This window comes from Brevibacillus sp. BD137 (assembly GCF_041644655.1).
Taxonomy (GTDB): domain Bacteria; phylum Bacillota; class Bacilli; order Brevibacillales; family Brevibacillaceae; genus Brevibacillus; species Brevibacillus brevis_D.
On record NZ_JAOTNO010000004.1, the window covers coordinates 1 to 21,206 of the forward strand.

At 46.7% G+C, this 21,206-nt stretch carries 22 protein-coding genes, 12 tRNA genes and 1 riboswitch; of the genes, 25 read left to right on the forward strand and 9 right to left on the reverse strand.

The window, feature by feature from the left end; genetic code table 11:
* The 13 genes from ODZ53_RS09915 to ODZ53_RS09975 all read left to right on the forward strand — a co-directional run bounded on the left by ODZ53_RS09915 (nucleotide 1) and on the right by ODZ53_RS09975 (nucleotide 2,709).
* Nucleotides 1-93: transfer RNA gene (locus tag ODZ53_RS09915), tRNA-Ser, on the forward strand.
* A gap of 4 nt (nucleotides 94-97) precedes the next feature.
* A tRNA-Glu gene (locus ODZ53_RS09920) sits at nucleotides 98-171 on the forward strand.
* Between the two features lie 34 nt (nucleotides 172-205).
* Nucleotides 206-281, forward strand: a tRNA-Val gene (locus tag ODZ53_RS09925).
* A gap of 77 nt (nucleotides 282-358) precedes the next feature.
* Nucleotides 359-435, forward strand: a tRNA-Met gene (locus ODZ53_RS09930).
* Between the two features lie 63 nt (nucleotides 436-498).
* Nucleotides 499-575: transfer RNA gene (locus ODZ53_RS09935), tRNA-Asp, on the forward strand.
* A gap of 42 nt (nucleotides 576-617) precedes the next feature.
* Nucleotides 618-690, forward strand: a tRNA-Phe gene (locus tag ODZ53_RS09940).
* 7 nt (nucleotides 691-697) lie between these two features.
* Nucleotides 698-771, forward strand: a tRNA-Trp gene (locus tag ODZ53_RS09945).
* A gap of 27 nt (nucleotides 772-798) precedes the next feature.
* Nucleotides 799-874: transfer RNA gene (locus ODZ53_RS09950), tRNA-His, on the forward strand.
* A 26-nt stretch (nucleotides 875-900) separates the two neighbouring features.
* A tRNA-Gln gene (locus tag ODZ53_RS09955) sits at nucleotides 901-975 on the forward strand.
* 7 nt (nucleotides 976-982) lie between these two features.
* A tRNA-Gly gene (locus tag ODZ53_RS09960) sits at nucleotides 983-1,058 on the forward strand.
* Nucleotides 1,059-1,086: 28 nt separating this feature from the next.
* A tRNA-Cys gene (locus ODZ53_RS09965) sits at nucleotides 1,087-1,160 on the forward strand.
* Nucleotides 1,161-1,168: 8 nt separating this feature from the next.
* Nucleotides 1,169-1,250: transfer RNA gene (locus tag ODZ53_RS09970), tRNA-Leu, on the forward strand.
* A 127-nt stretch (nucleotides 1,251-1,377) separates the two neighbouring features.
* The gene (locus tag ODZ53_RS09975) at nucleotides 1,378-2,709 is read left to right on the forward strand and encodes a purine/pyrimidine permease (RefSeq protein ID WP_372676824.1); all 1,332 of its coding nucleotides are present in this window, start codon (nucleotides 1,378-1,380) and stop codon (nucleotides 2,707-2,709) included.
* A gap of 15 nt (nucleotides 2,710-2,724) precedes the next feature.
* On the opposite strand, the gene ODZ53_RS09980 is transcribed toward ODZ53_RS09975, so the two are convergent.
* Nucleotides 2,725-3,396 (reverse strand): B3/B4 domain-containing protein, encoded by a 672-nt coding sequence (locus tag ODZ53_RS09980; RefSeq protein ID WP_087344112.1) that lies wholly within the window; start codon nucleotides 3,394-3,396, stop codon nucleotides 2,725-2,727.
* A 114-nt stretch (nucleotides 3,397-3,510) separates the two neighbouring features.
* Here ODZ53_RS09980 and rnhA point away from each other — a divergent pair, with 114 nt between their 5' ends.
* From rnhA to ODZ53_RS10000, 4 genes are all read left to right on the forward strand, one after another.
* Entirely contained in the window at nucleotides 3,511-3,945 is a 435-nt protein-coding gene (gene rnhA, locus ODZ53_RS09985) for a ribonuclease HI (RefSeq protein ID WP_026134128.1), read from the forward strand.
* Entirely contained in the window at nucleotides 3,942-5,093 is a 1,152-nt protein-coding gene (gene queG / locus ODZ53_RS09990; protein WP_372676825.1) for a tRNA epoxyqueuosine(34) reductase QueG, read from the forward strand. The genes rnhA and queG overlap by 4 nt, the downstream gene beginning before the upstream one ends.
* Nucleotides 5,094-5,119: 26 nt before the next feature.
* Nucleotides 5,120-5,653, forward strand: coding sequence for a methylated-DNA--[protein]-cysteine S-methyltransferase (locus tag ODZ53_RS09995; RefSeq protein WP_372676826.1), 534 nt, complete (start codon nucleotides 5,120-5,122; stop codon nucleotides 5,651-5,653).
* A 127-nt stretch (nucleotides 5,654-5,780) separates the two neighbouring features.
* The gene (locus ODZ53_RS10000; RefSeq protein WP_199928535.1) at nucleotides 5,781-6,752 is read left to right on the forward strand and encodes an amidase domain-containing protein; all 972 of its coding nucleotides are present in this window, start codon (nucleotides 5,781-5,783) and stop codon (nucleotides 6,750-6,752) included.
* On the opposite strand, the gene ODZ53_RS10005 is transcribed toward ODZ53_RS10000, so the two are convergent.
* Nucleotides 6,753-7,460, reverse strand: a complete 708-nt coding sequence (locus tag ODZ53_RS10005) for a ferric reductase-like transmembrane domain-containing protein (RefSeq protein ID WP_372676827.1) — start codon at nucleotides 7,458-7,460, stop codon at nucleotides 6,753-6,755.
* A 139-nt stretch (nucleotides 7,461-7,599) separates the two neighbouring features.
* Between ODZ53_RS10005 and trmL the strand changes: the two genes are divergently transcribed.
* The 3 genes from trmL to ODZ53_RS10020 all read left to right on the forward strand — a co-directional run bounded on the left by trmL (nucleotide 7,600) and on the right by ODZ53_RS10020 (nucleotide 9,529).
* Entirely contained in the window at nucleotides 7,600-8,070 is a 471-nt protein-coding gene (trmL, locus tag ODZ53_RS10010; protein WP_173606470.1) for a tRNA (uridine(34)/cytosine(34)/5-carboxymethylaminomethyluridine(34)-2'-O)-methyltransferase TrmL, read from the forward strand.
* Between the two features lie 25 nt (nucleotides 8,071-8,095).
* On the forward strand, nucleotides 8,096-8,821 hold the full coding sequence (locus ODZ53_RS10015) for an HAD family hydrolase (protein WP_372676828.1): 726 nt from the start codon (nucleotides 8,096-8,098) through the stop codon (nucleotides 8,819-8,821).
* 147 nt (nucleotides 8,822-8,968) lie between these two features.
* Entirely contained in the window at nucleotides 8,969-9,529 is a 561-nt protein-coding gene (locus ODZ53_RS10020) for a hypothetical protein (RefSeq protein WP_372676829.1), read from the forward strand.
* A gap of 238 nt (nucleotides 9,530-9,767) precedes the next feature.
* Here ODZ53_RS10020 and ODZ53_RS10025 read toward each other — a convergent pair whose 3' ends face one another.
* On the reverse strand, nucleotides 9,768-9,968 hold the full coding sequence (locus ODZ53_RS10025; protein ID WP_012684810.1) for a hypothetical protein: 201 nt from the start codon (nucleotides 9,966-9,968) through the stop codon (nucleotides 9,768-9,770).
* A gap of 357 nt (nucleotides 9,969-10,325) precedes the next feature.
* Here ODZ53_RS10025 and ODZ53_RS10030 point away from each other — a divergent pair, with 357 nt between their 5' ends.
* From ODZ53_RS10030 to ODZ53_RS10040, 3 genes are all read left to right on the forward strand, one after another.
* Nucleotides 10,326-12,224 carry a PrkA family serine protein kinase gene (locus ODZ53_RS10030; RefSeq protein WP_142495164.1) on the forward strand — a complete coding sequence of 633 codons (1,899 nt, stop codon included), beginning with the start codon at nucleotides 10,326-10,328 and terminating at the stop codon, nucleotides 12,222-12,224.
* A 76-nt stretch (nucleotides 12,225-12,300) separates the two neighbouring features.
* Nucleotides 12,301-13,458, forward strand: a complete 1,158-nt coding sequence (gene yhbH, locus ODZ53_RS10035; protein WP_012684812.1) for a sporulation protein YhbH — start codon at nucleotides 12,301-12,303, stop codon at nucleotides 13,456-13,458.
* Nucleotides 13,459-13,545: 87 nt separating this feature from the next.
* A complete protein-coding gene (locus ODZ53_RS10040) occupies nucleotides 13,546-13,833 on the forward strand; it encodes a YiaA/YiaB family inner membrane protein (RefSeq protein ID WP_012684813.1) in 288 nt (95 codons plus the stop codon).
* A gap of 78 nt (nucleotides 13,834-13,911) precedes the next feature.
* Here the strand turns inward: ODZ53_RS10040 and ODZ53_RS10045 are convergent, their stop codons facing one another.
* The 6 genes from ODZ53_RS10045 to ODZ53_RS10070 form a co-directional block, all read right to left on the reverse strand.
* Nucleotides 13,912-14,961, reverse strand: a complete 1,050-nt coding sequence (locus tag ODZ53_RS10045; protein ID WP_372676830.1) for an alpha/beta fold hydrolase — start codon at nucleotides 14,959-14,961, stop codon at nucleotides 13,912-13,914.
* Between the two features lie 114 nt (nucleotides 14,962-15,075).
* Nucleotides 15,076-16,566, reverse strand: coding sequence for a methyl-accepting chemotaxis protein (locus tag ODZ53_RS10050; RefSeq protein WP_372676831.1), 1,491 nt, complete (start codon nucleotides 16,564-16,566; stop codon nucleotides 15,076-15,078).
* Nucleotides 16,559-17,113, reverse strand: a complete 555-nt coding sequence (locus tag ODZ53_RS10055) for a GNAT family N-acetyltransferase (protein WP_372676832.1) — start codon at nucleotides 17,111-17,113, stop codon at nucleotides 16,559-16,561. Before ODZ53_RS10055 ends, ODZ53_RS10050 begins: the two co-directional genes overlap by 8 nt.
* Nucleotides 17,114-17,304: 191 nt before the next feature.
* Nucleotides 17,305-17,388, reverse strand: a riboswitch (cyclic di-GMP riboswitch).
* Nucleotides 17,389-17,559: 171 nt separating this feature from the next.
* Nucleotides 17,560-18,222 (reverse strand): peroxiredoxin-like family protein, encoded by a 663-nt coding sequence (locus ODZ53_RS10060; RefSeq protein WP_064201657.1) that lies wholly within the window; start codon nucleotides 18,220-18,222, stop codon nucleotides 17,560-17,562.
* 83 nt (nucleotides 18,223-18,305) lie between these two features.
* A complete protein-coding gene (locus ODZ53_RS10065) occupies nucleotides 18,306-18,980 on the reverse strand; it encodes a Crp/Fnr family transcriptional regulator (RefSeq protein ID WP_372677403.1) in 675 nt (224 codons plus the stop codon).
* Nucleotides 18,980-19,819, reverse strand: a complete 840-nt coding sequence (locus ODZ53_RS10070) for a DNA alkylation repair protein (RefSeq protein ID WP_372676833.1) — start codon at nucleotides 19,817-19,819, stop codon at nucleotides 18,980-18,982. The genes ODZ53_RS10065 and ODZ53_RS10070 overlap by 1 nt, the downstream gene beginning before the upstream one ends.
* 135 nt (nucleotides 19,820-19,954) lie before the next feature.
* Here ODZ53_RS10070 and ODZ53_RS10075 point away from each other — a divergent pair, with 135 nt between their 5' ends.
* Together ODZ53_RS10075 and ODZ53_RS10080 are read left to right on the forward strand one after the other, a co-directional pair.
* The gene (locus tag ODZ53_RS10075; RefSeq protein ID WP_012684817.1) at nucleotides 19,955-20,140 is read left to right on the forward strand and encodes a hypothetical protein; all 186 of its coding nucleotides are present in this window, start codon (nucleotides 19,955-19,957) and stop codon (nucleotides 20,138-20,140) included.
* Nucleotides 20,141-20,378: 238 nt separating this feature from the next.
* A complete protein-coding gene (locus ODZ53_RS10080; RefSeq protein ID WP_372676834.1) occupies nucleotides 20,379-21,155 on the forward strand; it encodes an amino acid ABC transporter substrate-binding protein in 777 nt (258 codons plus the stop codon).
* The last annotated feature ends 51 nt before the right edge of the window (nucleotides 21,156-21,206 follow it).

Below are 21,206 nucleotides of genomic sequence, written 5' to 3' on the forward strand. Positions count from 1 at the left end.
GGATGGATGTCCGAGCGGCCGAAGGAGCACGATTGGAAATCGTGTAGGCGGTGTCGAACCGTCTCGTGGGTTCAAATCCCACTCCATCCGCCATCTTGGCCCGTTGGTGAAGCGGTTTAACACAGCAGCCTTTCACGCTGTCATACAGGGGTTCGAATCCCCTACGGGTCACCTAGAAAAATCCCTACATATTTGTAGGTGATTTGGAGGCTTAGCTCAGCTGGGAGAGCATCTGCCTTACAAGCAGAGGGTCGGCGGTTCGATCCCGTCAGCCTCCACCACTTATATCAAGGGCAAGGAAGGTCAGCTAAAAGCGCCACGTTCTGTGGCAACACTGACACTCAGTCGTCCTGACTATCGCGGGATGGAGCAGCTCGGTAGCTCGTCGGGCTCATAACCCGAAGGTCGCAGGTTCAAATCCTGCTCCCGCAACCAAATTTTCTACTGGCTCTACTTAATCAAGTAGGATCGGAGCACCTAGTGGGTGCAAACAAATATGGAGCTGTGGTGAAGTTGGAGTTCACGCCGGTCTGTCACACCGGAGGTCGCGGGTTCGAGTCCCGTCAGCTCCGCCATTTCTAAACAATTGAAATTGGCGCGTAAAGCATGGATTATAAGGCTCGGTAGCTCAGTCGGTAGAGCAGAGGACTGAAAATCCTCGTGTCGGCGGTTCGATTCCGTCCCGAGCCACCTTTATAGGGGCATAGTTTAACGGTAGAACGAAGGTCTCCAAAACCTTTGGTGTGGGTTCGATTCCTACTGCCCCTGCCATTTTTCAAAACAATAGTAGTAATCATGGCGGTCGTGGCGAAGGGGTTAACGCACCGGATTGTGGCTCCGGCACTCGTGGGTTCAAGTCCCATCGATCGCCCCATAAATTTATAGTTGGGGATTACTTATTGGGGTATAGCCAAGCGGTAAGGCAACGGACTTTGACTCCGTCATTCCTAGGTTCAAATCCTAGTACCCCAGCCATTAAAATGCGGACGTAGCTCAATTGGTAGAGCGTCGCCTTGCCAAGGCGAAGGTCGAGGGTTCGAGACCCTTCGTCCGCTCCATTTCTCAAATTGTTTTACCTTATATCATGGAGGCATAGCCAAGTGGTAAGGCACGGGTCTGCAAAACCCTCACCCCCGGTTCAAATCCGGGTGCCTCCTCCAAAATATTTGCCGGTGTGGCGGAATGGCAGACGCGCGCGACTCAAAATCGTGAGGGAAACCGTGGGGGTTCAAGTCCCTTCACCGGCACCATACTTTTACAGGCTAACCCTGAATGTCAAGATATCTTGATGATTGGGGTTTTTTTCTGCTTTAATATGCACATAGTGTAGACAGGGAAATAGACAACTTGTGTACGCAAAAAGACGAGGTGGTTGATGTGTTTTACAAACTGCAAGACAAGCCGCCAATGGGGATTACAACGCTGTCTGTATTACAATGGATGATCGTAACTGTTTCCAGCAGTGTGGCGGTACCACTAATGATTGGAGATATGTACGGCTTGCAGGCTGATGAAATTGGAAAGCTGATGCAGCAGACCATGTTTTACATTGGACTCGCGTCACTACTGCAAGTTTGGATTGGACACCGTTATCCGATGATAGAAGGTCCGGCTGGATTATGGTGGGGGATCTTTATCATTTTGGCTCAACTCGGAACGAGCATGGGTCTCCATCCACAAGAAATTGGTCAATCCTTTCAAGTGGGTATGATATTAGCAGGTCTACTCTTTTTCATTTTTGGCCTATTAGGCTGGATTGGGAAATTACAGAAGTGGTTTACGCCTTTGGTTTCAGGTACGTATATGATTTTACTTGCTGTTTCTTTGTGTAGTAACATTCTCACGGGCATGCTCGGCATTGGTTTTCAGCATTCTAGAGAGGTACAACCGGGTGTAGCACTTGTGTCCATAGGGATCGTAGCCCTTGTTGTGTTCATTATGCGGACGAAGAGATTCTCCAGTTTTGCCGTTTTGTTTGGCATGGTTGGGGGCTGGATCGTGTACGCGCTTCTTGGATGGACAGAACCTGTCCGACCTACTGAGCAATTATTTTCCTGGCCTTCTATTTTCTTTTGGGGACCCCCACGCTGGGATTGGGGCGTTGTATTAACAAGTATGCTGACAGGATTCGTACTGTTGACAAACCTCATGACGAGTTTGTCGGTTATGGGAAAAGCGACAGATACGGTGCCTACTGAAAAGCAGTACAATCGCGGTGGTATTTTTACTGGGGTATCCCATTTCCTGTCAGGCTTGAGCGGTGTGGTAGGTATGATTCCACTTTCCTTGGCAGCAGCTGTTATTCAAACGACGAAAATGGCTTCGCGCCTGCCTTTTGTGATTGCAATGCTGGGGATGATGCTGATTGGGCTGATTCCCACTGTTGCTCACTTTTTGGCAGCTTTGCCTACTCCAGTGGCATATGCAGCCATGTTCATTTCCTATACGCAACTACTGGGCTTCGGGTTGAAGGATTACGTAAATGTGAAGATGGACGAACGTACGATAATTGTTGGGGGTAGCTCGCTTTTGGTCGGGATCGGAGTCATGTTCGTACCTGCTGTAGCTTGGCAGAAACTCCCTGCATTAGCTAGCTTCTTGTTCGGAAATGGCTTATTGCTCGGCGTTATTGTGTGCCTGGTCCTGGAACATATCGTTTTTAGAAAAAAGGAAGAAGATAGCGTAAAGAAAGACGGCCAGGCTGCATGACAGGCCGTCTTTTTCTTAGGCAGTAACGATAGAGGAGTGAGTCAGCTCGCCACCGTTGATTTCCGTAAACATGCGACCAACTGAACCTACGATTTCTTCTTTTTTAGATGGTTCCATTTTTTCATGGAAGAAGATGACCTGAAGGAGAGCGCGGCTTTGTTCCGTTACGCATGAACGTTTGGAATCGACAATGGGACTCCCAAATGCGCCGTTACCATCGGCGAGCAGTAGTTTTCCTTCCATGTTGACTTCGCGTCCATTTAATCCTTCATAAACATCTTCGGTGTGGCCGAGTCGACAAGTGATATCACCCGCTAAGTGATTGACGTCATAAATCCCGAACGGAAGCGCGTGCAAAACCGAGAAAAAATTATTCACATCAACGGCGCTGTTGATCCAGAAAAAAGGATTTCCCTGCAACAGCCGGCGAAGCAATGCCTCGGAGGAGGGGCGGTATCTGGACGGATCGATACCAACTTGCTTAAAGCAGGCTCTCCACTCGCGGATGCCTTCTATTTCTGTCAGGTTTGCGGTGTCGTGATCCAGCCGCAAGCTCTCCACATAATAATTGATACGTCCCTGTAGCATTTTGGGGGAGTCACTGACGGAAGCATTGCTGTATTGTAAAATGCCGAGAGAAAATTGCGGCAGACGCTCGGACACGGAAGGATCTAGCTGAACCTTCATCGATAGACACTCCTTACTGAACCTATTTTTGGTAGTATAACAAAAAATTTTTGTGGAAGCGACTAAGCTTCGATACAATAGAAGAGAACAGAGGAGGGAATCCTGACGATGACGATGCGTGAGGTTGAGATTTATACAGATGGAGCTTGTTCCGGCAATCCAGGACCGGGTGGTTGGGGAGCTGTACTGATGTACGGCCAACACATCAAGGAAATGTCCGGTGCCGAACCACATACAACGAATAACAGAATGGAGCTGATGGCGGCCATCAAGGCGCTCTCTACACTGAAGGAGCCTTGTAAGGTGACGCTGTCCAGTGATAGTGCATACTTGGTCAACTGTTTCAAGCAAGGCTGGTATAAAGGCTGGCTGAAAAACGGCTGGAAAAATAGTAAAGGCCAGCAGGTGGAAAATCAGGACTTATGGAAAGAACTGCTGCAATTGATGGACACCCACAAGGTAGAGTACGTGAAAGTCAAAGGACACGCCGACAACAAATGGAATAACCGCTGCGACGAATTGGCGACAGGAGCGATTAAACAACTGTGAACGACTTGCTGTACTGGGAGCAGACAAAGCAGTCCATCATTGATTATGCAAAGGAAATCGGAATCGATAAGATCGGGTTTGCCAGTGCCGATCCATTCACGACCTTAAAAGAACGGCTTCTTGTACATCGGGAAAAGGGTTATGAATCTGGATTTGAAGAGCCTGATTTAGAAAAGAGGACGAACCCGGAACTGTTGTTGGACGGGGCACGTTCGCTGATTTCAATAGCACTGGCCTATCCTTCCAAGCTCAAAAATTCACCAAAGTCAGAGCCTGGTGCGTATCGGGGAATCTTGTGCCGTGCAGCATGGGGAACCGATTACCATCACGTTCTGCGCGACAAGCTGGACAAGCTGACGCGATTCATTATGGAGCTGGAGCCAGGGGCTCGGATCGAATCCATGGTAGATACGGGAGCACTGTCTGATCGTGCGGTAGCCGAGCGAGCTGGGATTGGGTTTGTAGGAAAAAACTGCGCCATCATAACGCCGGAGTTCGGATCATGGGTGTACTTGGGGGAGCTTGTAACGAATCTTCCGTTGCCAAGCGATCACCCAATCGAAGAAGGCTGTGGCGACTGTAATATATGTGTAGACGCTTGTCCGACCGGAGCCTTGATTCAGGGCGGGCAGCTTGATGCACAGCGATGTGTAGCTTATTTGACACAGGTGAAAGACTTTATTCCAGATGAATTCCGTGGGAAAATCGGGAATCGGCTGTATGGTTGCGACACTTGTCAGACGGTATGTCCGAAGAATCGTCGCATCGACAACGACCATCATGCTGAATTTCAGCCTGATCCGGAGATTGCGAAGCCTTTATTGATTCCGCTGCTTCAGATGAGCAATAAAGAGTTCAAGGAAAAGTTCGGACAATCCTCGTCATCTTGGCGGGGCAAAAAGCCCATTCAGCGCAATGCCATACTAGCACTTGCCCATTTCAAGGATCGGACGGCTGTTCCTCATTTGGAGCGTCTTTTGTTTGAAGACCCTCGTCCAGTCATCCGGGGAACTGCTGCATGGGCGCTCGGAAAAATCGGGGGAGAGCAGGCACAAGACGCGCTCATTACCGCAAAAGCAAAAGAGGCGTCACCCGAAGTGGTGGAAGAGATAGAAAAAGGCATGAGCATGATTCGTGAACAGGCTTAGTTTGAAGAAGAGAGGGAGGACGTTAAATGGCAAAGGAATTAGGCTATACCATGATGGATTCACCGATTGGACCATTGCTCTTGGCTTCTACAGAAGAAGGGCTATGCTACATTCAGTTTGCCAATGAACAAGACGGATTGGCGCCGCTTGTGCGCTGGTGCAAAAAAACGTTCGTAGGGATTACCCCTACGCGTAACGATGCCATTAATGAGCCTGCAAAAATTCAGCTAGAAGAGTATTTTGCAGGCAAACGCAAGACGTTTGATGTTCCAACCGTATTATACGGAACTCCCTTTCAAAAGTCTGTTTGGAATGAGCTATCGAACATTCCCTTTGGAGAAACTCGTTCTTACAAAGATATTGCCTTGGCAATTGGAGCGGCGAAAGCTGTTCGGGCTATTGGCGGTGCGAACAATCGTAATCCGATTCCTGTCATTATACCGTGCCATCGTGTCATTGGCTCGAATGGTGCCTTGGTCGGGTACGGCGGTGGCTTATCCATTAAAGAATATTTACTTTCCCTAGAAGAAGGTCCACTTTTTGCTCACGCTTCTTCCTAAAAAGCTGTCTGCTTGCTCGGACAGCTTTTCTTTTTCTTCTGAATGCTCCACGAGCGACATATTCTTCATTGAGATGAACAGTTCATGGGCTTTGTCGCAGTATGGAGGCGGAAAGGAGGAGGGGAAAGTGGAGTGGCGTGAATTTATTCAGCAATACTTTCAAGCAGTTCACCAGTCATCTATGGATGGAAAGTATGAGCGGCTGCTACCCTTTTATTGCACAGAAGAGTCTGGCGTACAGGACGAATGGAATCGACTGAACCGTGAGAAGCGGAGAGCTGAAGAACGGGGAGCCAAATTATTGGCTGTCCAGGGACAAGTAACGCCCATGTGCTGGGTAGATACTGATGCCACCATGGAAATAACGGTTCAATGGCAAGAAAATAAAACGCTGGGGATCAAGCAAACCAAGTATAAAGAGGCAAACAAACGATTGTTCCAGCTCCAGTTGCTCAAAACGAACGAAAAGTGGTCGATTATCGGGGCAAGGGAGTCGAATGGTGATCAAAAATTGGTGGTCGAGGAAGAGGAGGAGGAGCCTATCATCGTTGTGTCAGGCGTCGAGGATGCCATCGACCAACCGATGCTGATCGTGCATGGAGCGGGAGGGTATAACGCTGCAAATGCAGTCGCGTACGCGGAACGCTACTGGAATACGACCAATCCTGTGTATCCTCGTTTTACGGATGACTGCACGAACTTTATTTCGCAATGTTTACACGCAGGCGGAATCCCTATGCTGATGTCTAAAGAGATGGGCAAGGGCTGGTGGATTCGCACGGGAAAAGGCGCCTCTTGGAGTTATAGCTGGACGGTAGCACATAGCTTGTATTTGCTTTTGAAGTCGGGTGGAGCACCTATGCGGGCAGTTACGAAAAGCTCTGCGGCCGAATTGGTCCCAGGTGATATCATTTGTTATGATTTTAACGGAGATGGGCGTTTTCAGCACAATACGATCGTGGTCGCAAAAGACGCGAATCAGATGCCGTTAGTGAATGCCCATACGACAGATAGCAGCATGCGCTACTGGGCATATGAGGATTCCACAGCCTATACGCCCAACATGCGCTATGCCTTCTTTCATATAAGAGGGGTGTAATTACCTCTTGCGATAAAAAGCTCTTCGTATAAAAGCGATGCTGCGAACCAGCCAAATCATTGCTGCGAAAACGAGCATGTCTGAAAAGGTATGCGGTTCTCCTTTGATGGATTGGATGTAAATCAAGCCATGGAACAAGACGATGACAAAAAGCCAAGGATTGGCGAGATGAAGCCTTTTCCAACTGGAGCCACCTAGCCATTTTTTTGCAAGTTCAGAAGATGTCAGCCACAGGGCTAGTAGAATGAAAAAGGCAAACAGCCCAAGGTAGTTCGCAACGCCTGTAAGGGTCCAGTTGGGAGATGGCCACATGGTCGGATCAGAGGAAGCGACAAAGAACAGACCCAGCCATCCATCAGCCTTTTCTGAACGGTTTTCATGTATGATCATCAGGCGAGGCTCATTTTCAAAAAGGACGAGCACAAGAATGACGTGCAGCAGTCCAGTTAGCCCAGCCCATATGCCGATATCTCGGCGGATGGACAAGCTGATAGTTATCCAGCCAGCAGGGAGCCAGGACTGAAGTGGACCAATCAATAGGGTGCAGCCAATCAAAATAAATGAGAGATAGCCGAGAAGCATGCTCCATGTTTCCAGTGCAGGGAACGAAGAAAAATCAACCCACATCCAACCGGCGATTAACAGGATCAAACTCAGGATGCTCACATGTGCGACAAGGCGTCGCCGAAATGAAACGGGTGTCCCCATCTAATCAGCACTCCTTTCGATAGCCAACGTTTACTGATTAGATGCAGCAGGCACTCCATTTGTTACAGAAGCTGGGCACGGTGGTATAATAGGACATGTACTGGTAACAAGTTCGCAATTTACAAGGAGATTTTCAGATATGCCGTTACATATTGTTTTGCATGAGCCGCTCATCCCTGCCAATACGGGAAATATCGCCCGTTCATGTGCAGCGACAGGAGCGCATCTGCATTTGATTCATCCTTTAGGATTTTCAACAGACGATCGTTACCTAAAGCGAGCTGGTCTCGATTATTGGCATGCGGTTAACGTTCACCATCATGAGAGCTTCGAGCACTTTGTTGAGGCACAAGGAGAAGGTGCGGGCACTTTTTACTTTGTGGAGACCTGGGGGGAAAAGTTGTACACGGACGTTTCTTTCCAGGATGGCGACTACATTATCTTGGGCAAGGAGACGACGGGCTTGCCGGAAGAGCTGACAGAAAAATATCGGGAGCAGACTATTCGTATCCCGATGAGCGGTGCGACCCGTTCTGTGAACCTGTCCAATTGTGCAGCAATTGTCTTGTTTGAGGGACTTCGCCAGTTAGGTTTTCCATCGTTATCGTAAGGCATTTGGGAGGGAGAGATCCATTATGACTGTGAACACCATCCTGTTTGATTTGGACGGTACGCTATTAGAGATGCAGACAGAACCCTTTGTCAAAAGTTACTTGGTTGAAGTAGGACGTCATGTCGGAGATAAGTACGATACCGAAAAGCTGTTGGCGTTGGTTTGGGATGCGACCAAAGCAATGATCATGAACCAAGAGCCTGACAAGACGAACGAGCAAGTTTTTATCGAACATTTTACGGAACACAGTGAATGGGATCGGGAGGAAATATGGACTCTGTTCGATTCATTTTATCGCGATGTGTTTCCGACACTGTCTCACCTGACGTATCCTTCGCCATGGGCAAAGCAGATTATTGCTGCCGCCAAAGAGCAAGGATTTCGGGTTGCAGTAGCGACGAATCCTGTTTTCCCACGGGATGCGATTCACCATCGCCTCGCTTGGATCGGGATGTCCCCGGATGATTTCGAGTTGGTCACTGTCTACGAGGAATCGCATTTCACGAAGCCGAATCCTGGTTATTATAATGAGATTTGCCAAAAGCTTGGGGTCGAGCCGACAGACTGTGTCATGGTCGGCAATCACATGCAGGAGGACATGGTCGCATCCAAGCTGGGAATGAAAACGTTTCTGGTAACCAATTGGATGGAAGACCGTGGTGAGCCTCAGTATCAGGTCGATCAGCGGGGATCATTAGAAGAGCTGTTTACGGCGATTTCTGAAAAAAGCGGTGTCTTTGCAGGGTAAGGAATAATTATGAAAGTATAACCGAGAAGCAGGCTGTCCATTTGAAAAAATGGCCAAGCCTGCTTTTTCACATACTTTTCCCAAAATCATCAGGTAGGCTAGAGGGTGTACAACCACGTTTTACATAATAAAAGGAGGAAATCTTGCATGAAAAAACTTGTTTCGTCTCTGGTTATGGCTACCTTGCTGTTTAGTGGTATCTCTGTTGTGGCTGCGGCGGATACAGCAGCGGATACTACAGCTACGCACTCGAAAGCGGAGAAAAAGGAAGAAAACAGAGTAAAACTGAACGAGAAGGCTGCCAAGTGGGGCGTCGAAACCACGGATAAAACAAATAAGGAAATAAAAGCAGCCATTCAAGAAGCAAAAGCAGCAAAGAAAGCAGAAAACGCTGAGAAAAAAGCAGCAAAAGAAGCGAAGAAACAAGAACAGCTCGCGAAGCTAAACGATAAGGCTGTAAAGCTGGGCGTTAATACGGCAGGTAAAACAGCGAAGGAAGTAAAAGCGGCTATTCAAGAAGCAAAAGTAGCAAAAAAAGCAGCAAACGCTGAGAAAAAGGTAGCAAAAGAAGCGAAGAAACAAGAACAGCTCACGAACCTGAAAGAAAAGGCTGATAAGTGGGGCGTTGAAACAGCAGGCAAGAGCGCGAAAGAAATCAAGGCAGAAATCGTAGCGAAAAAAGCAGAAAAGAAAGAGAATAAGAAATAACAAGAAAACAAAAAAAGCAGGTTGCCACAGTAGGCAGCCTGCTTTTTTCCCTGGATGATTCTTACATGTTCCAGGTTTTGTCCTCGTTGTAGCCAGCTGTCAGCATGAAAAACAGAAAAGCTCCGAAGACCAATGCTACGATAAATGTACCCACATTTGACAGCCCCTTTCGTAAACAAACTACTCCCATTATAGCGTAGCCTGCCCACTTTGCAAACGCCTTAAAACTGTTGCTCCCTTACGTAAGTGACAATTTTCGATGGTCATTCACGAGTTTCAAGAAGGCACAAAGCGAAATGGGCACACTCAGTATTTCTCCTGTATCGAGTTCCATTCCTGTCACTGCTTGGTAAATAAATACCGAGAGAATCACCAAGGTTGCGATGCCGGTTAAATAAAGTCCTTTTTTCACTTGAATGCGTTCTGTTTGGATGTCCATGTTCGTTCCTCCGTTATTTTACGCCAATCCATATTGGCTTTCCGTGTATGTTGCTTATGATTGTATTTTACAGGGGGAGAGGGATTACAAACTATCGAATCAACTTACAGCTACGCTCGTTAAACCTTACAATTCCGTAATCTTCCAAGCCGCCAAAAAGCAATGTGCCGTATTTTTATGGGAAGATTGCTGAAACTTGTGCTGATGTCGCGCATACACATATGTAAAGGCTGTAAGAGCCTGTTGGCAACCGGAGAAAACGGCTTGCACGTGAATGCGTGACCGCAGGCGGACATATACATGAGAGTACATTGTCGTTGGGAAGAGAGAGGGGCTTAAGAGGGAGGAGTGTCGAACATGGACATTTTAAAACGGATCGCTGAGCACCGGGCCCGCGAAGAAAACCTGATGTGGAGAGGAACATTCGCCGAATATTTGCAACTAGTACGTAAAAATCCGCAAATTGCCCAGACGGCGCACTCACGCGTCTACAACATGATTAAAAGCGCGGGGGTTGAAGAGAACGAGGACGGCTCACGTTCGTATCAATTTTTTAGTCGAGAAATCTTCGGATTGGATCGTTCTGTTGAGCGCCTAGTGGAGGAATATTTCCACTCGGCTGCACGTCGTCTGGATGTCCGCAAACGCATCTTGCTCTTAATGGGACCTGTCAGTGGCGGTAAGTCTACGCTCGTGACGATGCTCAAGCGGGGACTGGAGGAGTATTCCAGAACGGAAGACGGAGCGATCTTTGCACTTGATGGTTGCCCGATGCACGAAGAGCCTCTTCATCTAATCCCGCACGATCTACGTCCAGAGGTAGAAGAAGAGCTAGGCATCAAGATTGAAGGAGAATTGACGCCCTATAACCGGATGAGGTTGGAGACCGAATACGGAGGGTGCATCGAGGATTTTCCTGTTCGCCGGATTTTGTTTTCCGAAGCCAATCGTGTCGGGATCGGTACATTTAGCCCTTCCGATCCGAAGTCACAGGATATTGCCGATTTGACGGGGAGCATCGACTTTTCGACGATTACGAAGTACGGCTCTGAGTCCGACCCTCGTGCGTATCGTTTTGATGGGGAGCTGAACAAAGCCAATCGCGGATTGATGGAATTCCAGGAAATGCTGAAATGCGACGAGAAATTTTTGTGGCATCTCCTTTCGTTGACACAGGAAGGAAACTTCAAGGCAGGTCGTTTTGCCCTCATTTCTGCAGATGAGCTGATTGTTGCGCACACGAACGAATCGGAGTACAAGGCTTTTATTGGGAATAAGAAAAATGAGGCACTGCAATCTCGGATTATCGTCATGCCGATGCCATATAATCTGCGTGTCAGTGACGAAGAAAAAATATATGCGAAATTAATTAAGCAATCCGACTTGGGGCATGTGCATATTGCACCGCATGCGCTCCGGTCAGCAGCAGTCTTTTCCATTATGACCCGCTTGAAAGAATCGAAAAAACAAGGGGCCGATCTGCTGAAAAAGATGCGGCTGTATGACGGTGAATCGGTGGAAGGCTTCAAGGGAGCCGATCTGGAAGAGCTGCGTAACGAGCATGCCGATGAAGGAATGTCCGGTATTGATCCGCGTTATGTTATCAACCGTATCTCTAGTGCACTGATCCGTCGCGATACGGAGTGCATTAATGCGCTTGATATTCTTCGGGCGCTAAAAGAAGGCTTTGACCAGCATCCGTCCATCACCAAGGAGCAGCGGGAGAGGTATATGAACTTCATCTCGATCGCGCGCAAGGAATACGACGAGCTGGCGAAAAAGGAAGTGCAGAAGGCGTTTGTCTACAGCTATGAAGAGTCGGCAAAAACGCTTATGGATAACTATTTGGACAATGTGGAAGCTTATTGCAACATGAACAAAATCCGTGACCCCGTTACAGGTGAGGAGATGGATCCAGATGAGCGCCTGATGCGTTCCATCGAGGAGCAAATCGGCATCTCGGAAAATGCCAAGCGGGCCTTCCGTGAAGAAATTCTCATCCGTATCTCGGCCTACGCGCGTAAAGGGAAGCGTTTTGACTACAGCACGCATGATCGTCTACGGGAAGCTATCGAGAAGAAGCTGTTTGCCGATCTGAAGGATGTCGTCAAGATTACGACCTCGAACAAAACGCCGGATGAGCATCAGCTCAAGAAAATTAATGAGGTCACCAAGCGTCTTATCGAAGAGCATCAATATTGCCCCGTTTGCGCAAATGAGTTGCTGCGCTACGTGGGAAGCCTGTTGAACAGATGACAGAACGTTGGCGACATGAGGGGCACGTCGTAATCATATTCGGCGCAGATTGCGCCAGTTGCTAGGAGGAGACGGCATGAAAGATGAATCATCGTTCATTGTCTCCCGGGAAGACTGGTCGCTGCACCGCAAAGGGTACCAGGACCAAAATCGACACCAGGAAAAAGTGAAAGAAGCGATCAAAAAAAATCTGCCCGATCTCGTCAGCGAAGAAAACATCATCATGTCGAATGGTCGGGAAGTCATTAAGATCCCTATTCGCTCCCTGGATGAATACCGATTGCGTTTTAACTTCCAAAAGGGAAAACATGGCGGTCAAGGTAAAGGAAACAGTAAAGTAGGCGATGTCGTAGCCCGTGACGGCGATCCGGCGCAAGGGCCAGGAAAGGGTCAGGGAGCGGGCGATCAGCCAGGTGTAGACTACTATGAGGCTGAAATCAGCGTAGAAGAATTGCAGGAGATGCTTTTCGCCGAGCTGGAGCTGCCGAACCTTCAACAAAAAGACGAGGAACAAATCGTCGTGGAAGAGACTCGGTTCAATGATGTCAGGAAAAAGGGCTTGATGGGTAACATTGATAAAAAACGTACGCTGATTGCGGCCATTCGCCGAAATGCGCTGGCAGGCTACAGTGATATGGAGCTGGGGATCACCGATGATGATCTGCGCTTCAAGACGTGGGAAGAGATCATCAAGCCTCATTCCAATGCTGTCATTATTGCGATGATGGATACGTCGGGTAGTATGGGCGTGTTTGAAAAGTATATCGCCCGCAGCTTTTTCTTCTGGATGGTACGGTTTCTACGCACCAAGTATGAAAAGGTTGAGATCGTCTTCATTGCGCATCATACGGATGCCAAGGAAGTGACAGAGGACACCTTTTTCTCGAAAGGGGAGAGCGGGGGGACGATCTGCTCCTCTGCTTACAAAAAAGCGTTGGAGATCATCGATAGCCGCTACCCGACATCGCAATACAACATTTATCCGTTCCATTTTTCCGATGGCGACAACCTCACATCAGACAATGAGCGCTGCGTAAAGCTGGTAAAAGAGCTCATAGAGAGATGCAACATGTTCGGCTATGGCGAAGTGAATCAGTATAATAGGCACAGCACCCTCATGTCAGCGTATCGCCACATCAAGGAGCCGAAATTCATGCATTGTGTCATTCGGGAAAAGGGCGAGGTATACAAGGCATTGCGTACTTTCTTTGGCAAGAAAGAAGCTGTGAGGTAGTCCATAGAAGCAACCGGGCGAGAAATCGTCCGGTTGACTTGTATTTGTTTGCATGAGTCGGATGAACAAAATGTGAGGGGTGTTACTATGTATCCACAAAAGCATCGGATGCGCAACACAGGAGCCTTCACTTTCTTGGCATACTTTACATTGGGTGCAGGTGTACTGCTATTTTCCATCGGTTTATACAATGCGACGGGTCTTCAGCTGCACGAAAAGGGGTATTATATCGCATGCATGCTTCTGGTGGCAGTTGGATCGATTTTGACGCAAAAAGTAGTAAGAGATAATGCAGAGGATCGAGCGATTATTGAGGAGCAGGAAAGAGAATTTAACTTGAAGGTATCGAAAGTGGAGAAAGAAACGCCGAAATAGCCCTTATCACGATAATCCTATAGAATAATCAGTAGCGTGGAGAGCTAATGAGATAATCGCAAAATAAAACCGTCAGAGTCATGCCCTGACGGTTTTTCGAATGAGCTCGATAAACTCCTCTGCTTTCTCGATATGTGGAGCGTGCCCCACATTTTCCATAACAATCTCCTGATAGGAACCACCAGCGCGCTGATATTGTTCAAGCACGTTACGAATTTGGGAGACCATCGGTTGAGGGGGATATTCGTCTTCCCCCGGCCAGCCGGGGACATAGCCAAGTTTGCCCAGCGTACCGAAATCAGCAAGCGACTGATCCGAGACAATGGCATCATCCACACCTCGAATCCATAAAATCGGACACTTCGGCTCGATCTGGACAATACCGGACAAATTTACGTATTTGGGAGAAATCGCATTCGTAATCCCTGTCGTTCCAGGAGCAACGCCGGGCCAATCGTTCACGTATTCAAAGGTACCGGGGTAAAAGTCCTCTCCTATTCTCGTAGAGAGTATGGCGCGCACATAACGGTCTTCCTGCTCTGGGCCAACTTGGAATGGGGGCTTGAAATAAAGCTGATTCATGACATTGCGAGGACTGGAGGGAGATTCATTGCCCATATCCTTGGCTGCAATCCTTTTGACCAGCTCGGAGTTGACGGCTCCCCCACCTGAGCCCGAGAAGCTGCTGTAGCACGGGTTGCCAGCTATATCCTTGGTTCCACCAAAGCCGTAAGGGGACATAGGGGCGATGAGAATCAGAGAGCGGACTTCCTGCGGGTGATCGATGGCAAACTGCATCGCGATCCCGCCACCCAACGACCAGCCGGCAAGATGGACAGGTGTTGGCAAGTCCAATGCCCGAATAAACGAATGAAGGTCATCTGACCAGTCTCGCAAACCGCGTGTCGCATCAATGGGTAATGCTTCACTTGCTCCATAGCCTCGCATATCAGGTGCATATACACGGTACTGGTCACATAGAACCGCAATGGTATCATCCCAGAACAAGTTGGCTGACGCATTGCCGTGAATGAGGAGAAGCGGATCTCCTTCCGGTACGCCTGCTGTCAGGTAGGAAACGAGCAATCGATCGGTCTGAATCGTTTTGGTTTCGATTCGTGCATCCATCAATGATGTGCCTCCTTTCAAGTGAATGATATCAGAATATTCTTATTATATGCTCATTCAGTTACAAAATGAAAATAGAAAACAACCGCCATTGAAAAGGCGGTTGCAGGAAGGCTACATATGGAGACCACGCATTTGCTGTTCGATTTTCTCAAAGCCGCCAGAAACCTTAACGACTTCGTCTTTTTGCTCAGAAACGAGAACAAGCACTTCTTCCAGGCTCTCTTTGTTCTTGTCGGTAATGTCGGCGTTGACTTCTACTTTTGCGCCGACTTCCTGAATCATGCTGTGAACATGGACGATGAACTCTTGCAGGTTCTTCGTTTTATCTGCGAAGTTTTGCATGTAGTTGTCTACATTGGTGAACATTTCTTGTACTTCGAGGATGCCCTCGCTATTTTTCTCAAAAGACGTCTGTGACTCGGAAATCATATCCGATACGAGCTTCATTTTTTCACGAATGGTCATGAGCAAGCTCGAGATCGACTCGGAGGATAGCTTGGAGGATTCAGCGAGCTTGCGTACTTCATCTGCTACGACAGCAAATCCTCGGCCGTGTTCACCTGCCCGAGACGCTTCAATCGTGGCATTGAGTGCCAACAGGTTGGTTTGTGCAGAAATATCGGAAATGGTTTGAATGATTTTCCCAATCGATTCGGTTTCTTTATTGAGCTCTTGAATCAGCTGGTTCGTGCCTTGGATGTCCGTGATGAATCGTTCAAAGTCATTGCCGATGTTGCCAATGCGTTTTCCACTCTCGCTAGTGGCTTCTTTGGTCGATTCTACGTACTCATGCATTTCTGTAACAGAGCGGGTCATGTCCTCAACTTGCAGATTCGTCGAGCTCATTTCCCGACGCAGCTCGTCTGTATTGCTGGTCTGGACCGTAAAGGACTCCATAATGTCTTGCAGGGAAGCGACGGTTTCGACAGCGCGAACATTTACACCATCTGTTACCTTGTTCAAATTCTCTTGATAGTCTTGCATAGAGGTGAGAGATTCATTGATCTGATCGAGAACACGTTGCAACGATTCCTTCGAGGCAATCGCTTCTTGCTTTTGTTGCTCACTTTCCTCTTGCAGCTTGTTATTGAATACAGCATGCATCATGCTCGTGATAGAGACGAAGCAGAAGGTGAGCAGGAAGTACATCAGGTCAAGATTGCTTGTGGAATGGAAAATCAATTCTCTCTGTGTCAGGAAGTAGTAAGAGACAATGCCTAATGTCGATGCAATGGTCAAAATATTGATGAGTCGGTCTTGATAAATCCCCATGACTGCTACAAAGAACATAATGGTCATGATATTGATCATATGCGGATCCAGTCCAACAATGATGAACATGAAGATTCCGATTACAGCGAAGTTGAAAAACTTCATGAAAGGAGCTGCTTTTTCACGGAAGCGCGGGCGATTGGATATGTAAGTAAAAGGTGCCAGCACGCCATACAAAATACCCAGTATTGTGAAAACGAATGTGTACGAAACGCCTAGAAAGAGGTTTAAGACCTGAACAACCGTAATAATACTTGCGAATACGATTACGACCCAATTGTTTCTTCTTCTCAATAAATCAACGTTATCAATGTTATCCATGTTACCCACCTACCTCGACTTTTACTTGGTTGGATGACGACGAATTGTACCAGGAATATTTCGGATCGTGCTTATTGTCATAGACATCTTTTAGATGAAAGAGGGTCGGAATGGCATTGGCCCCTTTGTAAAAGACAATATCTTTGGTCTGAGTCGCCTTTACTTGATACTTCGTGTTAATAAATTTAAAAAAAGTTGGATCTGCTACCCCGATTGCGTGGGTATAGCCATGCTTTTCAGCGTAATCTATCATCAAGCAAATTCCTTTTTGCCCTAGTTGTCCACGGTATTTTGGCAAAACAGCGAGACTGTCTACCTCCATTACTTTCATATCTTCTGTAACAACATCCTGAAATAGTGATTTCATATAAGCACTTGATTTGGAAAAGGGCGTCATTTCAAATGTTCCACCTGCTTCACCATCATCGGCAAGTAGGAGGAATTGTGCGGAGCCTTCTTTCGCGTACTCCATCTCGAAGCCCATGCTTGTCCATACTGTTTCTTTGATTTCATGAAATTTAGCTAACTCTTGTACGGTTTCTACTTGTTTGTACATAACTTCTCCACTCCATCGTTTTCTGATTACCGTGTTGTGTATGTTTGACGTCCCAAAAGTTATGTTTTTCCATTCTGTTGCAAAAATGAAAGTGCTTTCATCCCCCTTTCAAAAAACGAAACACAAAAAAAGGCCGTTCCATCGAAATGGAACAACCGAAGCTACCAACATCAAAAAAATTGTTCCAAGATGATGGCAACCCGGCTATCATGGTCAAAGACTGTAGACCCGTGGTTTTGCGTCGCCACCTTTCGATGACTTTGCCTTTTGCATTTATTAGCATAATTTGTAAAACTGTGTCGAATTTTGCTAGACATAATCATGCAAAATATAAGCCAAAAGATATACTTTGTCAAGTTTTGGTAGGGTAAAGAAACTAATTGTTCATAAATCATAGACGAACAAAAAACCAGTTGTGATATCAACTGGTCCTTCATTCATAGGCGTTAGGTTAGGGTACGCAGAATGTCTAAAACTTGGGTAGGCTCCGTTCGCGCTTTGTAATCTGGATCTAAGCATGCTAATCGGATTACGCCCTGGTTGTCGAGGATATAAGTAGCAGGAATGGGGAGCGTCCAAGAATCGTCACGATTAAAATGCTTGAGATCAATATCCAATGATCGATAGGTATCCTGTAAATAATCGGGCAGTCTGAAACTGAGTTTATATTTTTCTGCTACCAGATTATTGGTATCGCATAACACGGGAAAGCTCAATCCGTTTTTCTCTTGCATAGTCAGAGAGTGTGCAGGAGATTGTGGACTAATGGCAAACAATTGGGCACCCAGAGAGGTAATCGTATCGATCTGTTTTTGGTATGCTTGCAGCTCCAAATTGCAGTAGGGGCACCAGGATCCACGGAAAAATGTGAGGACGATGGGACCTTTTACGATTTCTTCCGACAAGGTAATGGTCTTGCCAGTGTGGTCGTTCAACATGAAATCAGGCGCAATCGAACCAATCGGCAAGCCCTTTGCGTGTCCAGAGGTCCGCAGCTCCTCGATTGATCTTGTAAATGCATCTGTTACTTCACGAGTGAGGAAGCCAGCTATTTGAATGGTTGTAAAATCTAGCTCTTCGCGCAGGCTCTGAAAATGTGGTTTATCCATATGTCGTCTCCTCTTTTTCGAAAGAATAGTAGAAGTCATAGCTTCACGATATCTTTCTTTTGGAGGGAAAGATGTAAACTGGATTACATCTTCTTTAAAATGTTATCCCGATGAATGGAAATGGTTTTAAAACCTGTTTGAATCAGTTCTTCTCTTGCTAAAGCACGTAATGCTACCGTCACAGCTTCCCGGGATGCCCCGACATGGGCGAGCTCTTGATGGGAAAGAGGTAAGTCAATTTTTTGAAATGCAGAACTGCAAGGAGTACCAAATTGGTCGGCAAGCCTTACTAACGTGGAAATAATGCGATCTTGTAAAGGGAGAAGGGCAAGATTTTCGGCTGCTTGGCTGATCGAAACCATTCTATCGCTAATGATCTTCATGATCTTCATCATTAGTTGTGGATGTTCAATTATGTAGCTCTCAAATTTTGCTTTGCTCATTTTACAAATGAGGCAGGCTTCGATGGTTTCTATATACATCTCCCGTGTACCTAATGACAGGAGATCCAGTTCTCCAAACACATTGCCATCTCCGAGGATATCGAATGTGAACTGCCGACCATCCCGGTTTACTTTGTATAAACGTACTTTCCCCTGTTTGATGAAGTAGAAGCCCTCTGAAAAAGTTTCTGGTGTTTGAATACACGTATTTTGGGGGAAAGAGGTTAAGGAGGTTAATTGATCGATTAAGCGCAAACTTTCCTCGGATAATGAATTCAACAAATAAAATTGGGATAAATATGTGATTCGGTTCATCATTTCTGTTCGGTTTGGGTCTTCATGATTGTTCTTTTCGCTTTGGTAACAATTCTTTTCGTTTCTTTTGTATCCGAGATTCTTAGCCACTCGTCACAAAGCTGCGTCACCCAGTCTGGTTGTGATTTACTGGCATCGTTCAACCAATTCCCTACAGAATCTTGAACATATTTAGTGGCATCTGACTTCACTGGCGTGAGTAAAGGCAGGCAGCGAGCAGGCTCATTTCTCAATGCGTCTATATGCTTACACCAGACCCCTCGTGGGCGTGTGGCTTCTACCGCAAATCGCCGAATATTTTCATCGGTATCAAGTACCCATTCGCTCAGGAGTTGAATGGAATGGTCCAGATCATGCACGAGAGAATCTCGAATCGCCATCCATGCGAGCTCTCTCACTCCAAAATGTTGATCAGCCGCGAATTTTCTTATTTGCCTTAGTTTTTCTTCGAGAGATAAGCTGTTATCCAGGCCGATGATATAGGTACTCCAGCAACGGACACTGTCTGACTTGTGGTTGGCTAACGATAGGAAAACGGGAGACATAGCTGTGGGTTCACCCGATTTGTGTAAGATCGCAAGTAGTTCTTGTCCAATCAGACGGATCGCTTTCATTCCGCTTCGAGATCCCGTTTCTTCTAATTGATCAACAAGTGGGGAGACATGCGCACCCAGTTGAACATGAGGCAGAACGCTTTGTAACAGATGAATATGATCAACAGCCTGCCATTCAGTCAAATTGACGCTTTCTAATTCTCCAGCATGAAGGAGTGCTAATACATTTTCAGGGATGAGCGAGGTTCTACTTGCTCCTTTTCTCGTGTGTACCGAATCCGGCATTTTCAACAAACCCCTTTTCACAGAGATGGTAGACATTCAAAACGGAAATAGGCTGCAACAAAAGTATACATAAAAATCACCCGTAACAAAAATTTTCCAACCATCCGATAACTAGAAGGAATAGGAGGGGATATTATGAAGGAAGCAAAAGTGATTCAATTCTACTTTTCCGGAGGCGGTGAAACGATTAGCATCGAATCCACGGAACCGGAAGAGATCATTCAAATGGTCGCTAATCAAAACGACGGATGGCTCCAGTATGATGATGTTGTCATCAACGTGAGAAATGTTTCATATATCAAAGTGTGCAATCAGGCGTAAGGATAGGGAGCGGATTATATAGCTCCAACACGAAAAAGCTCTCCATTGAATGCGGAGGGCTTTTTCGTGTTGGAGGTAGCCGGGCATTTCCCCAATTATTTGGCGTATATTTCTAAGGTGCTTTTGTTTACTAAAGTATCGACTATTCCTTGCTAATGTGCTATCATGATACCTTGTTAACGTATTACCACTTTATCAGAGTAAAATATAGAGTAGGGAAACGAGGGGGATCATCACCATGAAGAAAATAGCATGGATGTCATTGTTGTTGGGTGCGGTGGTTTCGTTGGTAGTGGGCTGTTCCAGCGCAAAAACTGGCGCTGACGCGAATAAGCTGATTATCGGAATTGATGATAAGTTTGCACCAATGGGTTTCCGGGATGAGAAAAATGAGCTAGTCGGTTTTGATATTGATTATGCACGTGCAGCTGGCGAAAAAATGGGAAAACAAGTTGAGTTTCAAACAATCGACTGGAGTGCAAAAGAGTCTGAACTAAACAGTGGTCGTATTGACTTGATCTGGAATGGATATACGATTACAGATGAGAGAAAAGGGAAGGTTCTCTTTACCAAGCCTTATCTGAAAAACGCACAAGTAGTGGTCACGAAGGCAAATAGCAACTTGACCAAGCTGTCAGACTTGGCCGGTAAAGCAATTGGTTTACAAAAGCTGTCTTCCGCAGCTGACGCGATTAATGCGAGTGAGATCAAAAATCAGGTCCAATCGATTACCGAGTTCCCTGATAACGTACTGGCACTGAGTGATTTGAAGATCGGTCGCGTAGAAGCAGTCATCATCGACCAGATTGTGGCCGATTACTATATGGCAAAAGAGCCGGGAGCATTTAAGCAGTTAGAAGAATCGCTGTCGCCTGAGGAATATGGAATTGGCGTCAAAAAAGGCAACGAGGCATTGCAAAATGAGCTGCAAAAAGCACTGGATGCAATGAATCAGGATGGTACAGCTGCAAAAATATCGGAAAAATGGTTCGGCGAAAATCGTGTATTGAAATAAGCAGAACAGCGATGGCTTCGCCGCATGATTGGCGAAGCCACGCTTTTATTT

Coding starts and splice junctions, on each gene's coding strand:
- ODZ53_RS09980 (WP_087344112.1), bottom strand. CDS start 3,396: ATGAAGGTTCAGCTAGATCCTTCCGTGTCCGAGCGTCTGCCGCAATTT.
- rnhA (WP_026134128.1), top strand. CDS start 3,511: ATGCGTGAGGTTGAGATTTATACAGATGGAGCTTGTTCCGGCAATCCA.
- ODZ53_RS09995 (WP_372676826.1), top strand. CDS start 5,120: ATGGCAAAGGAATTAGGCTATACCATGATGGATTCACCGATTGGACCA.
- ODZ53_RS10005 (WP_372676827.1), bottom strand. CDS start 7,460: ATGGGGACACCCGTTTCATTTCGGCGACGCCTTGTCGCACATGTGAGC.
- trmL (WP_173606470.1), top strand. CDS start 7,600: ATGCCGTTACATATTGTTTTGCATGAGCCGCTCATCCCTGCCAATACG.
- ODZ53_RS10015 (WP_372676828.1), top strand. CDS start 8,096: ATGACTGTGAACACCATCCTGTTTGATTTGGACGGTACGCTATTAGAG.
- ODZ53_RS10020 (WP_372676829.1), top strand. CDS start 8,969: ATGAAAAAACTTGTTTCGTCTCTGGTTATGGCTACCTTGCTGTTTAGT.
- ODZ53_RS10025 (WP_012684810.1), bottom strand. CDS start 9,968: ATGGACATCCAAACAGAACGCATTCAAGTGAAAAAAGGACTTTATTTA.
- ODZ53_RS10030 (WP_142495164.1), top strand. CDS start 10,326: ATGGACATTTTAAAACGGATCGCTGAGCACCGGGCCCGCGAAGAAAAC.
- yhbH (WP_012684812.1), top strand. CDS start 12,301: ATGAAAGATGAATCATCGTTCATTGTCTCCCGGGAAGACTGGTCGCTG.
- ODZ53_RS10040 (WP_012684813.1), top strand. CDS start 13,546: ATGTATCCACAAAAGCATCGGATGCGCAACACAGGAGCCTTCACTTTC.
- ODZ53_RS10045 (WP_372676830.1), bottom strand. CDS start 14,961: ATGGATGCACGAATCGAAACCAAAACGATTCAGACCGATCGATTGCTC.
- ODZ53_RS10055 (WP_372676832.1), bottom strand. CDS start 17,113: ATGTACAAACAAGTAGAAACCGTACAAGAGTTAGCTAAATTTCATGAA.
- ODZ53_RS10060 (WP_064201657.1), bottom strand. CDS start 18,222: ATGGATAAACCACATTTTCAGAGCCTGCGCGAAGAGCTAGATTTTACA.
- ODZ53_RS10065 (WP_372677403.1), bottom strand. CDS start 18,980: ATGAACCGAATCACATATTTATCCCAATTTTATTTGTTGAATTCATTA.
- ODZ53_RS10070 (WP_372676833.1), bottom strand. CDS start 19,819: ATGCCGGATTCGGTACACACGAGAAAAGGAGCAAGTAGAACCTCGCTC.
- ODZ53_RS10075 (WP_012684817.1), top strand. CDS start 19,955: ATGAAGGAAGCAAAAGTGATTCAATTCTACTTTTCCGGAGGCGGTGAA.
- ODZ53_RS10080 (WP_372676834.1), top strand. CDS start 20,379: ATGAAGAAAATAGCATGGATGTCATTGTTGTTGGGTGCGGTGGTTTCG.